This window comes from Streptomyces sp. NPDC032822 (assembly GCF_055578825.1).
On the sequence record NZ_JBVIOL010000009.1, the window covers coordinates 179334 to 193562 of the forward strand.

The window sequence follows — 14229 nt, forward strand, 5'->3', positions numbered from 1 at the left end:
CCGACGACAGCTCGGGGGCGGGCGCTTCTTCGACCACCTACGGATTTCCGGAGGTCACTCCCCGATAAGGGCATCCACGAACGCCTCCGGTTCGAACGGCGCCAGATCGTCGGCACCCTCGCCGAGGCCCACCAGCTTGACCGGCACCCCCAGTTCGCGCTGGACCGCGACCACGATGCCGCCCTTGGCGGTGCCGTCCAGCTTGGTGAGGACGATCCCGGTGATGGCGACGACCTCGGCGAAGACGCGGGCCTGCGTCAGACCGTTCTGTCCCGTCGTGGCGTCGAGGACGAGGAGCACCTCGTCGAGCGGCGCGTGCTTCTCGACGACCCGCTTGACCTTGCCGAGCTCGTCCATGAGGCCGGTCTTGGTGTGCAGCCGCCCGGCGGTGTCGATGAGCACGACGTCCGCGCCCATCTCCTTGCCCTCCTTGACCGCGTCGAAGGCGACGGAGGCCGGGTCGCCGGCCTCGGGGCCGCGCACGGTGTGGGCGCCGACCCGGTCGCCCCAGGTCTGCAGCTGGTCGGCGGCGGCGGCACGGAAGGTGTCGGCGGCGCCGAGGACGACGGTACGGCCGTCGGCCACCAGGACGCGGGCGAGCTTGCCGGTGGTGGTGGTCTTGCCGGTGCCGTTGACGCCGACGACCATCACGATGCCGGGCTTGCTGTTCTCGGGCTCGGTCTTCACCGTGCGGTCGAAGTCGGTGCCGACCAGCTTGAGCAGCTCCTCGCGCAGCAGGCCGCGCAGCTCCTCGGGGGTGCGGGTGCCGAGGATCTTCACCCGCTCGCGCAGGGCGTCGACCAGCTCCTGGGTCGGTGCGACGCCGACGTCGGCGGTGATGAGGATCTCCTCGATCTCCTCCCAGGTGTCCTCGTCGAGGTGCTCGCGGGAGAGCAGCGCGAGCAGCCCCTTGCCGAGGGCGTTCTGCGAACGGGAGAGCCGGGAGCGCAGGCGGACCAGGCGGCCCTCGGTCGGCTCGGGGATCTCGATGTCGGGGGCTTCGAGAGAGGGGGGCTCCTCCACCACGACGGGAGCCGAGCCGTCCGGGAGGTCCACCTCCTCTATCGTCCGGCGCGGTTCGTCGCGCGGCGTCTCGGCTTCGTCGCCGACGTGCGGCTCGGCCGGAGGGGCGGAGATGTCGGGCGTGGAGGGCGGCGGCGGAGGCAGCGACTTCTTGCGCCGGCTGCCGACGACGAGCCCGCCGAGCGCGCCGAGCACGACCACGGCGATGACTACAGCAAGGATGACGGTTTCCATAACGCGTCCCAGTATCCCTCCCTCACCCAGGAGGCAACCTTCTGCCGGCGAGGGAGTCTTCGGAGCTTCCTCCAAAGAGGGCATCCGCGCCCGTTCGCGCCTCTGGCCGTCTGACGCACCGTCAGCTACCGTCCGCCTTCCCAGCCACCGTTCACCCACGTGTGAAGGGGGACGTTCCCATGCCCGTCACGGTCGTACGTTTCAACCTGGTCGAGCCCGGCGCCACCCCCGCCTCGCTCAGCGCCCGCTACCGGGCCGCCCTGGAGATGGCCGCGTACGCCGACGACCGCGGGATCACCACCGTGCAGACCGAGGAGCACCACGGTGTCGCCAACAACTGGCTGCCCTCGCCGTTCGCCTTCGCGGGCGCGGTGTTCGGGGCCACTCGCCGGATCGCGGTCACGGTCTCCGCGATCATCGGCCCGCTGCACGACCCGCTCCGGCTGGCCGAGGACGTCGCCGTACTGGATCTGCTGAGCGGCGGGCGGCTGGTGACGGTCGCCGGGATCGGGTACCGGCCCGAGGAGTACGCGCAGTTCGACGTGGAGTGGAAGCGGCGCGGCCGGATCCAGGACGAGGTGCTGGAGACGCTGCTGAAGGCCTGGACGGGCGAGCCCTTCACCTACCGGGGCCGTACCGTACGGGTCACCCCGCGCCCGTACTCCGACCCGCACCCGCTCCTCCTGGTCGGCGGGTCCTCGCGGGCCGCCGCCCGCCGGGCCGCCCGGCTGGGCCTGCCCTTCTTCCCCAGCGCGCATCTGCCGGAGCTGGAGGCCTACTACAAGGAGCGGCTGGTCGAGTACGGCACCGAGGGCTGGACCATGATGCCCGCCGCCGAGACGCCGCTGCTGCATCTCGCCGAGGACCCCGACGAGGTGTGGGCCGCCCACGGCGAGCACTTCCTGCACGAGGCCCGGACGTACGCCTCCTGGCAGTCCGGCGACATCCGCTCGGCGGTGCGGTCGGCGGCCACCACGGTGGACGAGCTGCGGGCCGAGGGCGTGTACCGGGTCCTCACGCCCGACGAGTGCGTGGCGCAGGGTCTGGACAACCTCGTGCTGCATCCGCTGGCGGGCGGGATGCCGGTGGACGAGGGGTGGCGCAGCCTGCATCTGTTCTGCGAGAACGTACTGCCCCGGCTCGGCGCGTGAGGCGCGCGGGCCGGGGCGGTACGTCCTACGGGTGTCGGGGAGCGGGCGGCGGGGACGTGGCCCGGCTCCTCGAACCCGGGGGCCTCGCTGCGAGGCTCAGCCCATCTCCTCCAGGGTCTTGCCCTTCGTCTCCTTGACGTACTTGAGGACGAACGGGATGGAGAGCGCGGCGAAGACCGTGTAGATCACGTAGGTCACGGAGAGGTTCCAGTCGGCCAGCGACGGGAAGCTCGCGGTGATCGCCCAGTTGGCGATCCACTGCGCGGAGGCGGCGACGCCCAGGGCGGCGGCGCGGATCCGGTTCGGGAACATCTCGCCGAGGAAGACCCAGACGACGACACCCCAGGACAGGGCGAAGAAGAGGACGAACACGTGGGCGGCGATCAGGGCGACCCAGCCCTGGGTGGCCGGCAGCTTGCCGTCGACCAGGTCGAAGGAGAACGCCCACGCCTCCAGGCCGAGGCCGATCACCATGCCGACGGAACCGATGAGGGCCAGCGGCCTGCGGCCGATCCGGTCCACGAAGATCATCGCGATCACGGTGCCGACGATGTTGATGATCGACGTCGTGAAGGAGTAGAAGAACGACTCGGTCGGGTCGACGCCGACGGACTGCCACAGCGTCGAGGAGTAGTAGAACGCGACGTTGATGCCGACGAACTGCTGGAAGACCGACAGGCCGATACCGACCCAGACGATCGGCTTGAAGAAGAAGGAACCGCCGAGCAGGTCCTTGAAGGTGGACTTGTGCTCGCTCTTCATCGCGTGCTCGATCTCGGTGACACGCGCGTCCAGGTCGATCTTGTCGCCCTCGACCTCTTCGAGGATCTCGCGGGCCCGCTCGTGCCTGCCGACGGAGATCAGGAAGCGGGGGGACTCGGGGATGGCGAAGGAGAGCAGGCCGTAGAGGACGGCCGGGATCACCATGACGCCGAGCATGACCTGCCAGGCCTCGATGCCCATCAGCTTGCCGCGCTGGTCGCCGCCGGCGGCGTTCAGCAGACCCCAGTTGACCAGCTGGGAGATGGCGATGCCGATGACGATCGCGGCCTGCTGGAAGGAGCCGAGGCGACCGCGGTAGGCCGGAGGGGCGACCTCCGCGATGTAGGCGGGGCCGATGACCGAGGCCATGCCGATGGCGAAGCCGCCGATGACCCGCCAGAAGGCGAGGTCGTAGAGCGAGAAGGGGAGCGCCGAGCCGACCGCGCTGACGGTGAACAGGACCGCCGAGATCTGCATGCAGCGGATACGGCCGATGCGGTCGGCGATGCGGCCCGCGGTCGCGGCGCCGATGGCACAGCCGATCAGGGCGATGGCGATGACCTGGGCCAGGGCCGCCGAACCGATGTCGTAGCGGTCCCGGATGGCCTCGACCGCGCCGTTGATGACGGAGCTGTCGTAGCCGAAGAGGAAACCGCCCATCGCGGCGGCGGCCGCGATGAAGATGACATGCCCGAGATGATCGGGGTGAGCCGGTGAGGCTCCTGACTGGGGTGCCTGCTCAGTGCTGGTCACGTGTACTCCTCGGGCCACCGGCAACGCTGCCGGCGTGGGGGCGACCCTTCCAGTGGCGCACAGCTCGGCACTGCCCACCACCTGAAGGTGAAAACAACGTTGCAGAGACTATGCCTTCAAGTTTCGAAGTCAACAGCGAGTTCGGTGTGAGATCGGAGACGAATCCACCCACACTTGTGTTCAAGAATTGAAGAGATTGAGAATACGCAGGTAGCGATAGGTGTAGACCGCACGGGTCTAGCGCAGGCGCTGCGAGATGACCTTCGACACACCGTCGCCCTGCATGGAGACGCCGTACAGCGCGTCGGCGACCTCCATCGTGCGCTTCTGGTGCGTGATCACGATCAGCTGGGAGGCCTCCTGCAACTCCTGCATGATCCGGATCAGCCGCTGGAGGTTGGTGTCGTCGAGCGCCGCCTCGACCTCGTCCATGACGTAGAAGGGGCTGGGCCGCGCCTTGAAGATCGACACGAGCAGCGCCACGGCGGTCAGCGAGCGCTCGCCGCCCGACAGCAGGGACAGCCGCTTGACCTTCTTGCCCGGCGGCCGGGCCTCGACGTCCACACCCGTGGTGAGCATGTTGTCGGGGTCGGTCAGGATCAGCCGCCCCTCACCACCCGGGAACAGCCTGCTGAACACGCCCTCGAACTGGAGTGCCGTGTCCCGGTAGGCCTCGGTGAACACCTGCTCGACGCGCTCGTCGACCTCCTTGATGACCTGGAGCAGGTCGGCCCGGGTCTTCTTCAGGTCTTCGAGCTGCTCGCTGAGGAACTTGTGGCGCTCCTCCAGCGCCGCGAACTCCTCCAGGGCCAGCGGGTTCACCTTCCCGAGCTGCTGGTACGCCCGTTCGGCCGCCCTGAGCCGCTTCTCCTGCTCCGCCCGGTGGAACGTCCTGGGCTGGTTGCGCGGATGCTCCGGGTCCTCCGGCAGCTCCTCGCCCTCGGCGGCGGGCGAGGGCGGCACCAACTGCTGCGGGCCGTACTCGGCCACGAGCCCCGCCGGTTCCACACCGAGCTCCTCCAGCGCCTTGGTCTCCAACTGCTCGATCCGCAGCCGTTTCTCGGCGCCGAGTACCTCGCCCCGGTGAACTGAATCCGTCAACTTGTCGAGTTCCGCCTTGAGGTCGCGCCCCGCGTTCCGGGCGGCGGTCAGCTCCTGCTCGCGGCGGGCCTTGGCGGCCTCGGCGGCGGTGCGTTCCGCGTCGGCGCGGGCGAGGGAGACCTCGACGTGCGCGAGCAGCTGGCGGGCACCGGAGGCGACGGCTTCCGCGACGGCCGCCTCGTGCCGGAGGCGGGCCAGCCGCTGCTGGGCACGCGCGCGTGCCTCGCGTTCCGCGCGGGCGGCCCGGTCGAGCGACTCGGCCCGTCCGGACAGACCCTTGACTCTTTCCTCGTGCGTACGGACCTGGAGGCGGGCCTCCATCTCGGTCTGCCGGGCGTTGGCCCCGTCGGCGGCGAGCCGGTCCCGTACGGAGGTGTCGGGCTCCTCCTCGACCGGCATCTCCTCGGCGACGGCCAGCCGTTCGGCGAGTTCCTCGGCATCCTGGAGGGCCTTGTCGAGGGCCTCCTGCGCCCGCGCGGCGGCGGCGACGGACCGCTCCGCCTCGCCCGCGGCCCCGCGCGCCTGCCCGGACAACCGCCCCAGCTGCTGCGCGACGGCCGACTTCTCCCGGTCGGCGGCCCGGCGCCGCTCCCCCAGCTCCTCGACCCGCGCGGCACACTCCTTTCGCCGCTCCCCCGCCCCGCGCTGCGCCTCGGTCAGCTCCTCGCACCGCACGGCCAGCTCTTCGAGTTCCCCGGCGGCCTCGTCCACGGACGCCTGCACTTCGAGCAGACTCGGCGCCCCGGCGGACCCGCCCTGCGCGAAGTGCGCGCCGAGCAGGTCGCCCTCCGCGGTGACGGCGGTCAGGTCGGGCCGCGCGTAGACAAGGTCCTCGGCGTCTTCGAGCGTGCCGACGACGACGATCCCACGCAGCAGCCGGCGTACGGCGGGCATGAGATCGGAAGGGCCGCGGACGAGGTCGGCGGCGAGGGGAACACCCTCGGGACGCGACCTCTCGGAACCGGCACCCGGGTACCGGCCACCTCCGGAGTGGGCCACGTCATCCGGGCGCGTGCCCTTGAGGGAGGTGATGTCGTCGGCGACGGGCGCGACGGGCGGGGCCTCGCCGTCGCCGGACCCGGCGTGCGTGGAGTCGGCGGGCCCGGCGTCGGTGCGCGTGGAGTGGGCGTGCGTGGAGTCGGCGTAGGTGGGCTCCGTCGCCGAGCGCGGCTGCGCGCCGTTTCCGGCCCGGGCGTCGGCGTCCCCGCCGGTGTCCTCCGGACCTGTCCCGGAGTCGACGCCGGTTGCGGTGTCCGCCGCCGCACGCTCCCGCACGCCACCCCCGGCTCCCGCCGCGACCACGCCCGTGTCCTCCGGTGCGCGGCCGGAGCCCATAGGGGAACCCGCCCGTGCGCCGCGTCCGGTCCGCTCGGCAGGCGCGTCCGTGTCCTCCGGTGCTCCGGCCAGCAACAGGGCCGCCCGGCCCGCGTCCTGCTTGCGCAGCAGGCGGATCGCGTCGGCGGCCGAGGCCGGGGTGGTGACCGCGATGGCGTCCGCGGCGGCGCCGAAGGCGGCGGCGAGCGCGACCTCGTGGCCCGGCGTGACGGTGAGGAGTTCGGCGGCCGGACCGAGGAGCCCGGTGAGGCGGTCCTGCGCGCCGAGCAGGGCGCCGGTGCCGTCCTTGCGGCGCAGCCCGAGGGCCAGTGCTTCGTGGCGGGCCTGCGTCGCGGCCCGTCGGCGTTCGGCGGCGGTGACCGCCTCGCGGGCCGCGGTGAGGTCGGTCTCCGCCTCGGCGAGCCGCTCCTTGGCCGTGTCGTGCCGCTCGGCGAGTTCCGCGTCGCCGGCGTCCAGGCCGTCGACCTCGGCCTGGAGGGTCTCGTACTCCTCCTGCGCCCGGAAGGCCCGCTCCTGGGCCTCGTCCCGCGCGGCGGCCAGCCGGTCGATCTCCGCCTGGGCGGAGGCGGCACGCGAGCGGGCCGCGTTCGCCTGGCCGTTCAGCCGGGCCAGGCCCTCGCGACGGTCGGCGATGGCACGGGCCACGTCCTTCAGCCGTCGTTCCTCGTGCGCCAGCTCGCGTTCCAGATCGGCGCGGTGCGCGACCGTGTCCTCCAGAGCGCGCTCGGCCGCCTCCAGGGCCGCTTCGAGTTCGGCCTCCTGTTCACGGATCCGGGCCGCTTCGCGTTCCATGTCCTCGGGGTCGCGGCCGCGCCGCTCCTCGGGGGGTGCGGAGGTCGCGCTCGTCACCCGCGCGTCGGCCAACGAGATCGTGCCGCGCACCCGTTCGGCCAGCTGGGAGAGTTCGTACCAGCTCTGCTGCGCCCGCTGGAGGCGCGGGGCGAGCCGGCGGACCTCGTCCTCCAGGAGCGCCTCCCGCTGGAGGGCCTTCCGCAGCTCCAGCTCGGCGGCTTCCTTGCGTTCCTTGAGGGCGGCCTCGTCGGCCACCTCGGCCTGCAGCGCCCCCCGCAGTCGTACGAGATCGTCGGCGAGGAGCCGGAGCCGGGCGTCGCGCAGATCCGCCTGGATCACGGCGGCCCTTCTCGCGACCGCGGCCTGTCGGCCGAGGGGCTTGAGCTGTCGGCGCAGTTCGTCGGTCAGGTCCTGCACGCGCGCGAGGTTGGCCTTCATCGCGTCCAGCTTCCGCAGCGCCTTCTCCTTGCGCTTGCGGTGCTTGAGGACGCCGGCGGCTTCCTCGATGAAGGCGCGGCGGCCCATGGGGTCGGCGTGCAGCACGGAGTCGAGCTGGCCCTGGCCGACGATGACGTGCATCTCGCGGCCGATGCCGGAGTCGGACAGGAGTTCCTGGATGTCGAGGAGGCGGCAGGTGTCGCCGTTGATCTGGTACTCGCTGCCGCCGTTGCGGAACATGATCCGCGTGATGGTGACCTCGGCGTACTCGATGGGCAGCGCGCCGTCGGAGTTGTCGATGGTGAGGGACACCTCGGCGCGGCCCAGCGGGGGGCGGCCGGTGGTGCCGGCGAAGATGACGTCCTCCATCTTGCCGCCGCGCAGTGACTTGGCGCCCTGCTCGCCCATGACCCAGCTGAGCGCGTCCACCACATTGGACTTGCCCGAGCCGTTGGGCCCGACGACACACGTGATCCCCGGCTCGAACCTGAGCGTGGTCGCGGAAGCGAACGACTTGAACCCGCGGAGGGTCAGGGCCTTGAGGTGCACGCCGCCGGACTCTACCTCCCGGGGGTGTCTCACTCCATGAACCCACGGTTTCACCGCTGAACGTGCAGGGCACACCAGACGTTAAAGAGAGTGGAAGGGCGCACGGGGGAAAGAAAGAAGGGACGCCGAAGCGTCCCTTGCAAACTCTGACAACTCAAGCGGTTGGTACAGGCTGCCCAACCACTGCACGAGCCGCCGTGTAGTGGTGCCGTAGCGATGCAGTGATCAGGTGAGCGCGGGCTCCGCCTGGTGTGCGTCGATGCTCTCCATGATCCTGTCGTGAGAAGCGGCAGCCGCGAGCGTGTCGTTCTCGGCCTGGATCCGTACAAGCTCGGATTCCAGGTCCTGGACGCGCTGCTGAAGCCGTCGCATCTCGGCGAGGAGTCGAGGGTCGGAGCCGCCGACGTAACCGAGAAGCGCCTTTGCCATGATGGATGGTCCTCCACACTGAGTGACCGACCGAAGCGGTGTGGGTCGTGAGGGAATCGCACCCGCGGTGCTTGGCAATCTTGAGTTTGTGCTGCCGTTCATCCATGCCAAACAGCTAAGGTGCGCGGGGTTTTCAGCGTCTCACCAAAAAGTTTGACGGTCAACACGATCACGCCCCGTATTGGCGGGCAACCCGGTTCTACGCGGCCGGAAACGGCGGCGCTGCGACTCCTGCGGGGCCCTTGGGCGTGGCGATCATCTTTACGTGCGGAGCCTGCCACGGCAAGCGTTTCTTGGCAACCACCAGGCCCTTTCCGCTCCGGGCAGGTGCCGGTGGCATGCCCCTCCGCTTCCGTCCGGGCCTATTCACGGAATCGGGTCAGCGGATGGCGAAGCCGTCGTAGCCCCCGCGAGGTGTGTCCCAGATCTCGGTGACGCCGTCCACGCGGCCGGGCGTGTCGTCGCCCTGGAGCCAGTCGAGGAGTCCCTGGCATCCCGCGCGATGCCCTTCGGCGACCACTTGGACCCGTCCGTCGCCCAAATTGAGAGCAAAACCACTCAGGCCGCCGATCTCCAGGGCCTTGGCCCGGGTGAACCAGCGGAAACCCACACCTTGGACGCGTCCCCGCACCCAGGCGACCAGTCGCACATCCTCGCTCATGAGTGCAACCTAACCGGCCAATGTCTCTCCGGACACTTCCTCCCCTGGCGCCATGCGGTACCGTCCCCACCCAATGAATCTCATACGAAACTCACTCGATCGTGTGGGTTTCGTGAGCTTGGTTGACCGGGGGGACGTGTCGACCGCTGGACCAGGAAGGCAAGGACATGGGACGCCACCGACGCTCCGCCGCCGGCCGCGCCGCCACGGGCCGCGCCACGGGGGTCACAGATACGTACGGCTCGTACTCGGAGAGCCACGGGCGCCACGACTCGTACCGGGGCGAACACCCCACGACAGGCACCGCGCCCTACCTGAACCCGGAGGGACCGGCCGAGGCCAACGCGCGAAGTGACGCCTATCTCTTCGCGACGGAGGAGGAGTACGCCCTCTACCGGGGCGAGGGCTACACGCCCGACGGCGGCAGCCGACGGTCCGGCTCGCACCGCCGCCGGAAGCGGAGTGCCGTCACACCCGTGAAGACCGGTCTGCTCGGCGTCTCCGCCGCGGTCGCCCTCGGCACGGTGGCGGTCGCCACGGGCGCCGTGCCCGGTCTGGAGAACTACAAGTTCGGCGACGGCAACAACGGTGGCGGCGGCAGTGTGCAGGCCGCGAGTTCGCCGACCAACAGCCCGGCCGAGCAGGGCGGCACCTCCGGCAGTGCCGACGAGGGCCGCGACGACGGCTCGTCGACCAGCCGTGACGCCGACCGCTCGGCCTCGCCCTCGCCCTCCCCCTCGACGTCGTCGGCCACCCCGACCGAGACCCCGTCGAAGAAACCGGCGACCACACCCAGCACGAAGCCCACGGCCACCCCTTCGAGTCCGGAGGCGAAGGCGCCGGCCGAGGACGCCGGCGAGCCCGTGACCGTGTCCGCGGAGACCGCCGCCGCGGCCGAGGTGCTGAAGCTGGTCAACGAGGAGCGGTCGAAGGTGGGCTGCAGCGCGGTCGCCGCGAACAGCGCGCTCGCCGACCTCGCCCAGGCCTTCAGCGAGGACATGGCCGAGCGCGGCTTCTTCGACCACACCGACCCCGACGGCCTGAGCCCGTGGGACCGCGCCGCGAAGGCCGGCATCACCGACCTCGGCGGCGAGAACATAGCCCGGGGGCAGGCCGACGCGGCCGCGGTGATGGAGGCCTGGATGAACAGCCCCGGCCACAAGGCCAACATCCTGAACTGCGACTTCAAGACCCTGGGCGTCGGCGTGCACATCGCCTCCGGCGGCCCTTGGTGGACGCAGGACTTCGGCTACTAGAACCGACAGGCATACGGCGAAGGGGCGGCCCCGATCACGGGTCCGCCCCTTCGCCACGGCCCGGGCCGACGCCCGTTCGCCGCCCGGCATGAGCAGGCGCCCCTTCGCCTCCCTTCGGCCCGCCGTGAGCACGCGACGCGTCGCCCTGCCCTGGACCAGCGCCCTCGCCCCAGGCGCCCCTTCGCCACGCCCTGAGCCGGCACCCCTTCGCCCCGCCGCGGGTCAGCGACCCTGGCGTGCGAGCCGGATGTCCGGCCGGGGACGGACCGCGCCGGCGTTGCGCTCCTGGACGTCGGCCGGCCGGTCGGCGCTCAGCCCCGCGTTCTTCACTGAGCGGCGGGTGTCGTCGAAGTGGTGGCCGGTACAGGGGTCGATGTCTCGGACGGCGCCGATCATCTCCGAGGCGAAGAGGATGTTGCGGGCCGGGACGACGTCCAGCAGGAGGTCGATCCCGGGCCGGTGGTAGACGCAGGTGTCGAAGGAGACGTTGCCAAGGACGTGTTGCTCCAGCGGCGGTTCGCCGAGTGCCATGGCGAAGATATCGGCGACGAGAGGACTTCGAGCGGGTTCACTGCGAGGCGAACACGAAGGGTGCGCTAACCACTGGTTAGCGCACCCTTATGGTAAGCGCTTTACTCGCGTACGCTGGACTCATGAGCACCCTGCACGAGGACACGGAGGAGCAGAACCTCCCCTACAACGTGTTCGCCAAGGCCTGCCCCTCCCGCGGCATCCTGGAGCACGTCACCGGGCGCTGGGGCGCACTCACCCTGGGCGCCTTGCACGAGGGCTCGCTCCGCTTCAACGAACTGCGCCGCCGGGTGGACGGCGTGAGCGAGAAGATGCTCTCCCAGACACTGCACGCCCTGGAGCGCGACGGCCTGGTCCACCGCGAAGCCCAACCCACCAACCCGCCCCGGGTGGACTACGAACTGACCCCGCTCGGCCGCGAGGTCGCCACCCGGCTGATCGGACTCATCCAGTTCGTGCAGGGGCGGATGGACGACGTCCTCACCGCCCGTGAGTCCTACGACAAGACGCGCGGCGCCCGCTGACACCTCGGGCAGAAGTAGCTGGACCGGTTCATCCAGGGGCGTCGGCTCATCGGCGTGGCACAGCGCTTGCAGGGCAGACCCTCGCGTCCGTACGCGTCGAGTGAGCGGTCGAAGTAGCCCGACTCCCCGTTCACGTTGACGTAGAGGCTGTCGAAGCTGGTGCCGCCGACCGCGAGCGCCGCGTTCATCACATCCCGGACGTGGCCCAGGAGTTCGGCGGTGCGCGGGCGGGTGAAGCCGGCCGTCGGACGTTCGAAGTGGACGCGGGCCCGCCAAAGGGCCTCGTCCGCATAGATGTTGCCCACACCACTGATCAACGACTGGTCGAGCAGGGCCCGTTTGACGGTACTGCGCTTACGGCGCAGGGCCTGGTGGAAGGCCTCGTCGTCGAACTCCGGGTCGAGGGGGTCACGGGCGATGTGCCCGATGACGTCGGGCAGGCCGTCCGGGGTGGTGTCGTGCAACGACAGTCCGCCGAAGGTGCGTTGGTCGACGAAGCGCAGTTCCGTGTCGACCTGGTCCGCGAACCCCACCCGGATCCTGAGGTGTTTCTCGTCGGGCGCCGCGTGCGGCTGCACCAGGAGCTGCCCGCTCATGCCGAGGTGCGCCAGGACCGCCTGGTCGGTGTCCTCCAGCGGCAGCCACAGGTACTTGCCGCGCCGGCTGGGGACGCCGACGCGATGCCCCTTGAGCCGATGGGCGAAGTCGTCGGCGCCGGCGAGGTGCCGGCGTACCGCACGCGGGTGCAGCACCTCGGCCTCGGCGACCGTACGGTGGGCGACCCACCGCTCCAGACCACGCCGTACGACCTCGACCTCGGGCAACTCGGGCATGGGGCTCCCCCGTCACAGACCGGTGAATGAGCCGAGCGCCCGCCCTCCGGCGAGGGGACGGGCGCTCGGATTGCGCTTGTTCGGTCAGGCGGAGACGGACGACGGACCTTCGTCGTCGTCCGCGGCGGCCGGTTCGGGCTCGGCCGCCTCCTTGGCTCGCTCGTCCGCGGCGGCCCGGATGGCCCGCCAGGCGGATTCCGCGGCCTGTTGCTCCGCCTCCTTCTTGCTGCGGCCGGTGCCGGTGCCGTACGAGACGCCTCCGACGCGGGCGGCAGCAGTGAAGGTCTTCTCGTGGTCGGGGCCGGTCTCCGTGACCAGGTACTCGGGAACACCGAGTCCTTCGGTCGCGGTGAGCTCCTGGAGACTGGTCTTCCAGTCCAGGCCGGCTCCGAGGTTCGAGGACTTCTCGATCAGTGGATCGAACAGGCGGTGCACCAGCTCCGCCGCCGAGTCCAGTCCCTGGTCGAGATAGACCGCACCGATCACCGCTTCCAGGGTGTCGGCGAGGATGGACGCCTTGTCCCGGCCTCCTGTGCCCTCTTCACCACGGCCGAGCCGGATGAAGGAACCCAGGTCGAGGCCACGGCCGACCTCCGCCAGCGCACGCGAGTTGACCACCGCGGCCCGCAACTTGGCCAGTTGGCCTTCGGGCAGGTCGGGGTGGGTGGTGTACAGCGTGTCCGTGACCACCAGGCCGAGCACGGAGTCCCCGAGGAACTCCAGTCGCTCGTTGGTGGGCAGACCGCCGTTCTCGTACGCGTACGAACGGTGGGTCAGCGCACGCACCAGAAGGGCGGACTCGAGTTTGTACCCGAGCCGCCCTTCCAACAGCGTGTGGGACGAGGCCGTGTTGTCCGCCGGGCCACTCGCGCTCGCGCGGGCGGCGTTCTTCTTGGGCGTGGACACTGTGCCTCTCACCAGCCGCTCAGACCTCGAGGACCTGGCGCTTGTTATAGGTGCCGCAAGACGGGCACGCGATGTGCTGCAGCTTGGGCTCGTGGCAGCGCTCACACGCAACCAGGGTGGGGACCGCAGCCTTCCACTGCGACCGGCGGTGGCGCGTGTTGCTGCGCGACATCTTCCGCTTCGGAACAGCCACGGCTACTTCTCCTGCTTCTCGTCGACGTGTGCTGATGGAAGCACGTCGCCGCTCATGTCGTCCTTCTCGCCGTCTCCGAGTGAACCGGCGAGTCCCTGCAGTGCCGCCCAACGAATGTCGACGGCGTCATGGTGGTGACCAGGATCGTCCGCGAGCCGCGTTCCGCATTCGGAACACAGGCCCGGACAGTCGTCCTGGCACACCGGCTGCATCGGCAGTGAGAGCACCACCGCGTCACGCAGCACGGGTTCGAGGTCGAACAAGCCGTCCTCGATGAAGAGCGTGTCCTCGTCTTCCTCGGCGTCGTCGGCCGGCTCCGCTTTGGGGCGGCCCCGGTCGTCGGCGTCAGGGTAGGAGAACATCTCCTGGAAGTCCGCTTCGAGCACCAGCTCCAGCGGCTCCAGACACCTTACGCACTCCCCCTTGGCCTGTGCACGGGCGGTGCCTGTGACAAGCACCCCTTCCATGACCGACTCAAGGCGGAGAGTGAGCTTCAGCGGGGCGCCTTCCGGCACTCCGATGACCCCCTGGATCCCCAGATCCTTGGGGGCGTCGATCTCACGGGTCAGGCGCTGCAGCGCGCCAGGACGCCGCCCCAGCTCGTGTGTGTCGAACACGAGAGGGTTGCGGTGGTCGAGGCGGGCGTTCAGAGCCATTCCTGCTTTCGATCTTCCGAGCTCAGAGGACGCTGCCCTTCGGTGTTGCCGGGCAGCGCTGATCGCGGACGTACACGCGACCGAAGAGCCAGGATACTGGAC

The 14229-nt window shown here is 70.3% G+C and carries 12 protein-coding genes and 1 pseudogene; 3 read left to right on the top strand and 10 right to left on the bottom strand.

Going from position 1 to position 14229, the window contains the following annotated elements; genetic code table 11:
* Window positions 1-54: 54 nt before the first annotated feature.
* Entirely contained in the window at window positions 55-1257 is a 1203-nt protein-coding gene (gene ftsY / locus ACZ5VD_RS25850) for a signal recognition particle-docking protein FtsY (RefSeq protein WP_468683470.1), read from the bottom strand.
* A gap of 179 nt (window positions 1258-1436) precedes the next feature.
* Between ftsY and ACZ5VD_RS25855 the strand changes: the two genes are divergently transcribed.
* Entirely contained in the window at window positions 1437-2408 is a 972-nt protein-coding gene (locus ACZ5VD_RS25855) for an LLM class flavin-dependent oxidoreductase (RefSeq protein WP_468548609.1), read from the top strand.
* Between the two features lie 96 nt (window positions 2409-2504).
* Here the strand turns inward: ACZ5VD_RS25855 and ACZ5VD_RS25860 are convergent, their stop codons facing one another.
* The 4 genes from ACZ5VD_RS25860 to ACZ5VD_RS25875 form a co-directional block, all read right to left on the bottom strand.
* Window positions 2505-3923: a sugar porter family MFS transporter gene (locus ACZ5VD_RS25860; protein WP_468683471.1), complete on the bottom strand. Its 1419-nt coding sequence runs from the start codon at window positions 3921-3923 to the stop codon at window positions 2505-2507.
* Between the two features lie 237 nt (window positions 3924-4160).
* Window positions 4161-8138, bottom strand: coding sequence for an AAA family ATPase (locus tag ACZ5VD_RS25865; protein ID WP_468683473.1), 3978 nt, complete (start codon window positions 8136-8138; stop codon window positions 4161-4163).
* 225 nt (window positions 8139-8363) lie between these two features.
* Window positions 8364-8567, bottom strand: coding sequence for a hypothetical protein (locus ACZ5VD_RS25870; RefSeq protein ID WP_053747983.1), 204 nt, complete (start codon window positions 8565-8567; stop codon window positions 8364-8366).
* A 379-nt stretch (window positions 8568-8946) separates the two neighbouring features.
* On the bottom strand, window positions 8947-9228 hold the full coding sequence (locus ACZ5VD_RS25875) for an acylphosphatase (protein ID WP_468548612.1): 282 nt from the start codon (window positions 9226-9228) through the stop codon (window positions 8947-8949).
* A 167-nt stretch (window positions 9229-9395) separates the two neighbouring features.
* On the opposite strand from ACZ5VD_RS25875, the gene ACZ5VD_RS25880 reads away from it, so the two are divergent.
* Window positions 9396-10484: a CAP domain-containing protein gene (locus ACZ5VD_RS25880; RefSeq protein ID WP_468548613.1), complete on the top strand. Its 1089-nt coding sequence runs from the start codon at window positions 9396-9398 to the stop codon at window positions 10482-10484.
* 222 nt (window positions 10485-10706) lie between these two features.
* On the opposite strand, the pseudogene ACZ5VD_RS25885 reads toward ACZ5VD_RS25880, so the two are convergent.
* A pseudogene (locus ACZ5VD_RS25885) lies at window positions 10707-11018 on the bottom strand (amidohydrolase family protein); the annotation flags it as partial.
* A 119-nt stretch (window positions 11019-11137) separates the two neighbouring features.
* Here ACZ5VD_RS25885 and ACZ5VD_RS25890 point away from each other — a divergent pair.
* A complete protein-coding gene (locus ACZ5VD_RS25890; protein ID WP_468683474.1) occupies window positions 11138-11539 on the top strand; it encodes a winged helix-turn-helix transcriptional regulator in 402 nt (133 codons plus the stop codon).
* On the opposite strand, the gene mutM is transcribed toward ACZ5VD_RS25890, so the two are convergent.
* The 4 genes from mutM to ACZ5VD_RS25910 all read right to left on the bottom strand — a co-directional run bounded on the left by mutM (window position 11512) and on the right by ACZ5VD_RS25910 (window position 14127).
* A complete protein-coding gene (gene mutM / locus ACZ5VD_RS25895) occupies window positions 11512-12372 on the bottom strand; it encodes a bifunctional DNA-formamidopyrimidine glycosylase/DNA-(apurinic or apyrimidinic site) lyase (RefSeq protein WP_468548615.1) in 861 nt (286 codons plus the stop codon). The genes ACZ5VD_RS25890 and mutM overlap by 28 nt on opposite strands.
* 84 nt (window positions 12373-12456) lie before the next feature.
* Window positions 12457-13278 (bottom strand): ribonuclease III, encoded by an 822-nt coding sequence (gene rnc / locus ACZ5VD_RS25900; RefSeq protein ID WP_468548774.1) that lies wholly within the window; start codon window positions 13276-13278, stop codon window positions 12457-12459.
* A gap of 19 nt (window positions 13279-13297) precedes the next feature.
* On the bottom strand, window positions 13298-13471 hold the full coding sequence (gene rpmF, locus ACZ5VD_RS25905; protein ID WP_007493396.1) for a 50S ribosomal protein L32: 174 nt from the start codon (window positions 13469-13471) through the stop codon (window positions 13298-13300).
* Between the two features lie 2 nt (window positions 13472-13473).
* Window positions 13474-14127, bottom strand: a complete 654-nt coding sequence (locus ACZ5VD_RS25910; RefSeq protein WP_468548616.1) for a YceD family protein — start codon at window positions 14125-14127, stop codon at window positions 13474-13476.
* Window positions 14128-14229: the final 102 nt, after the last annotated feature.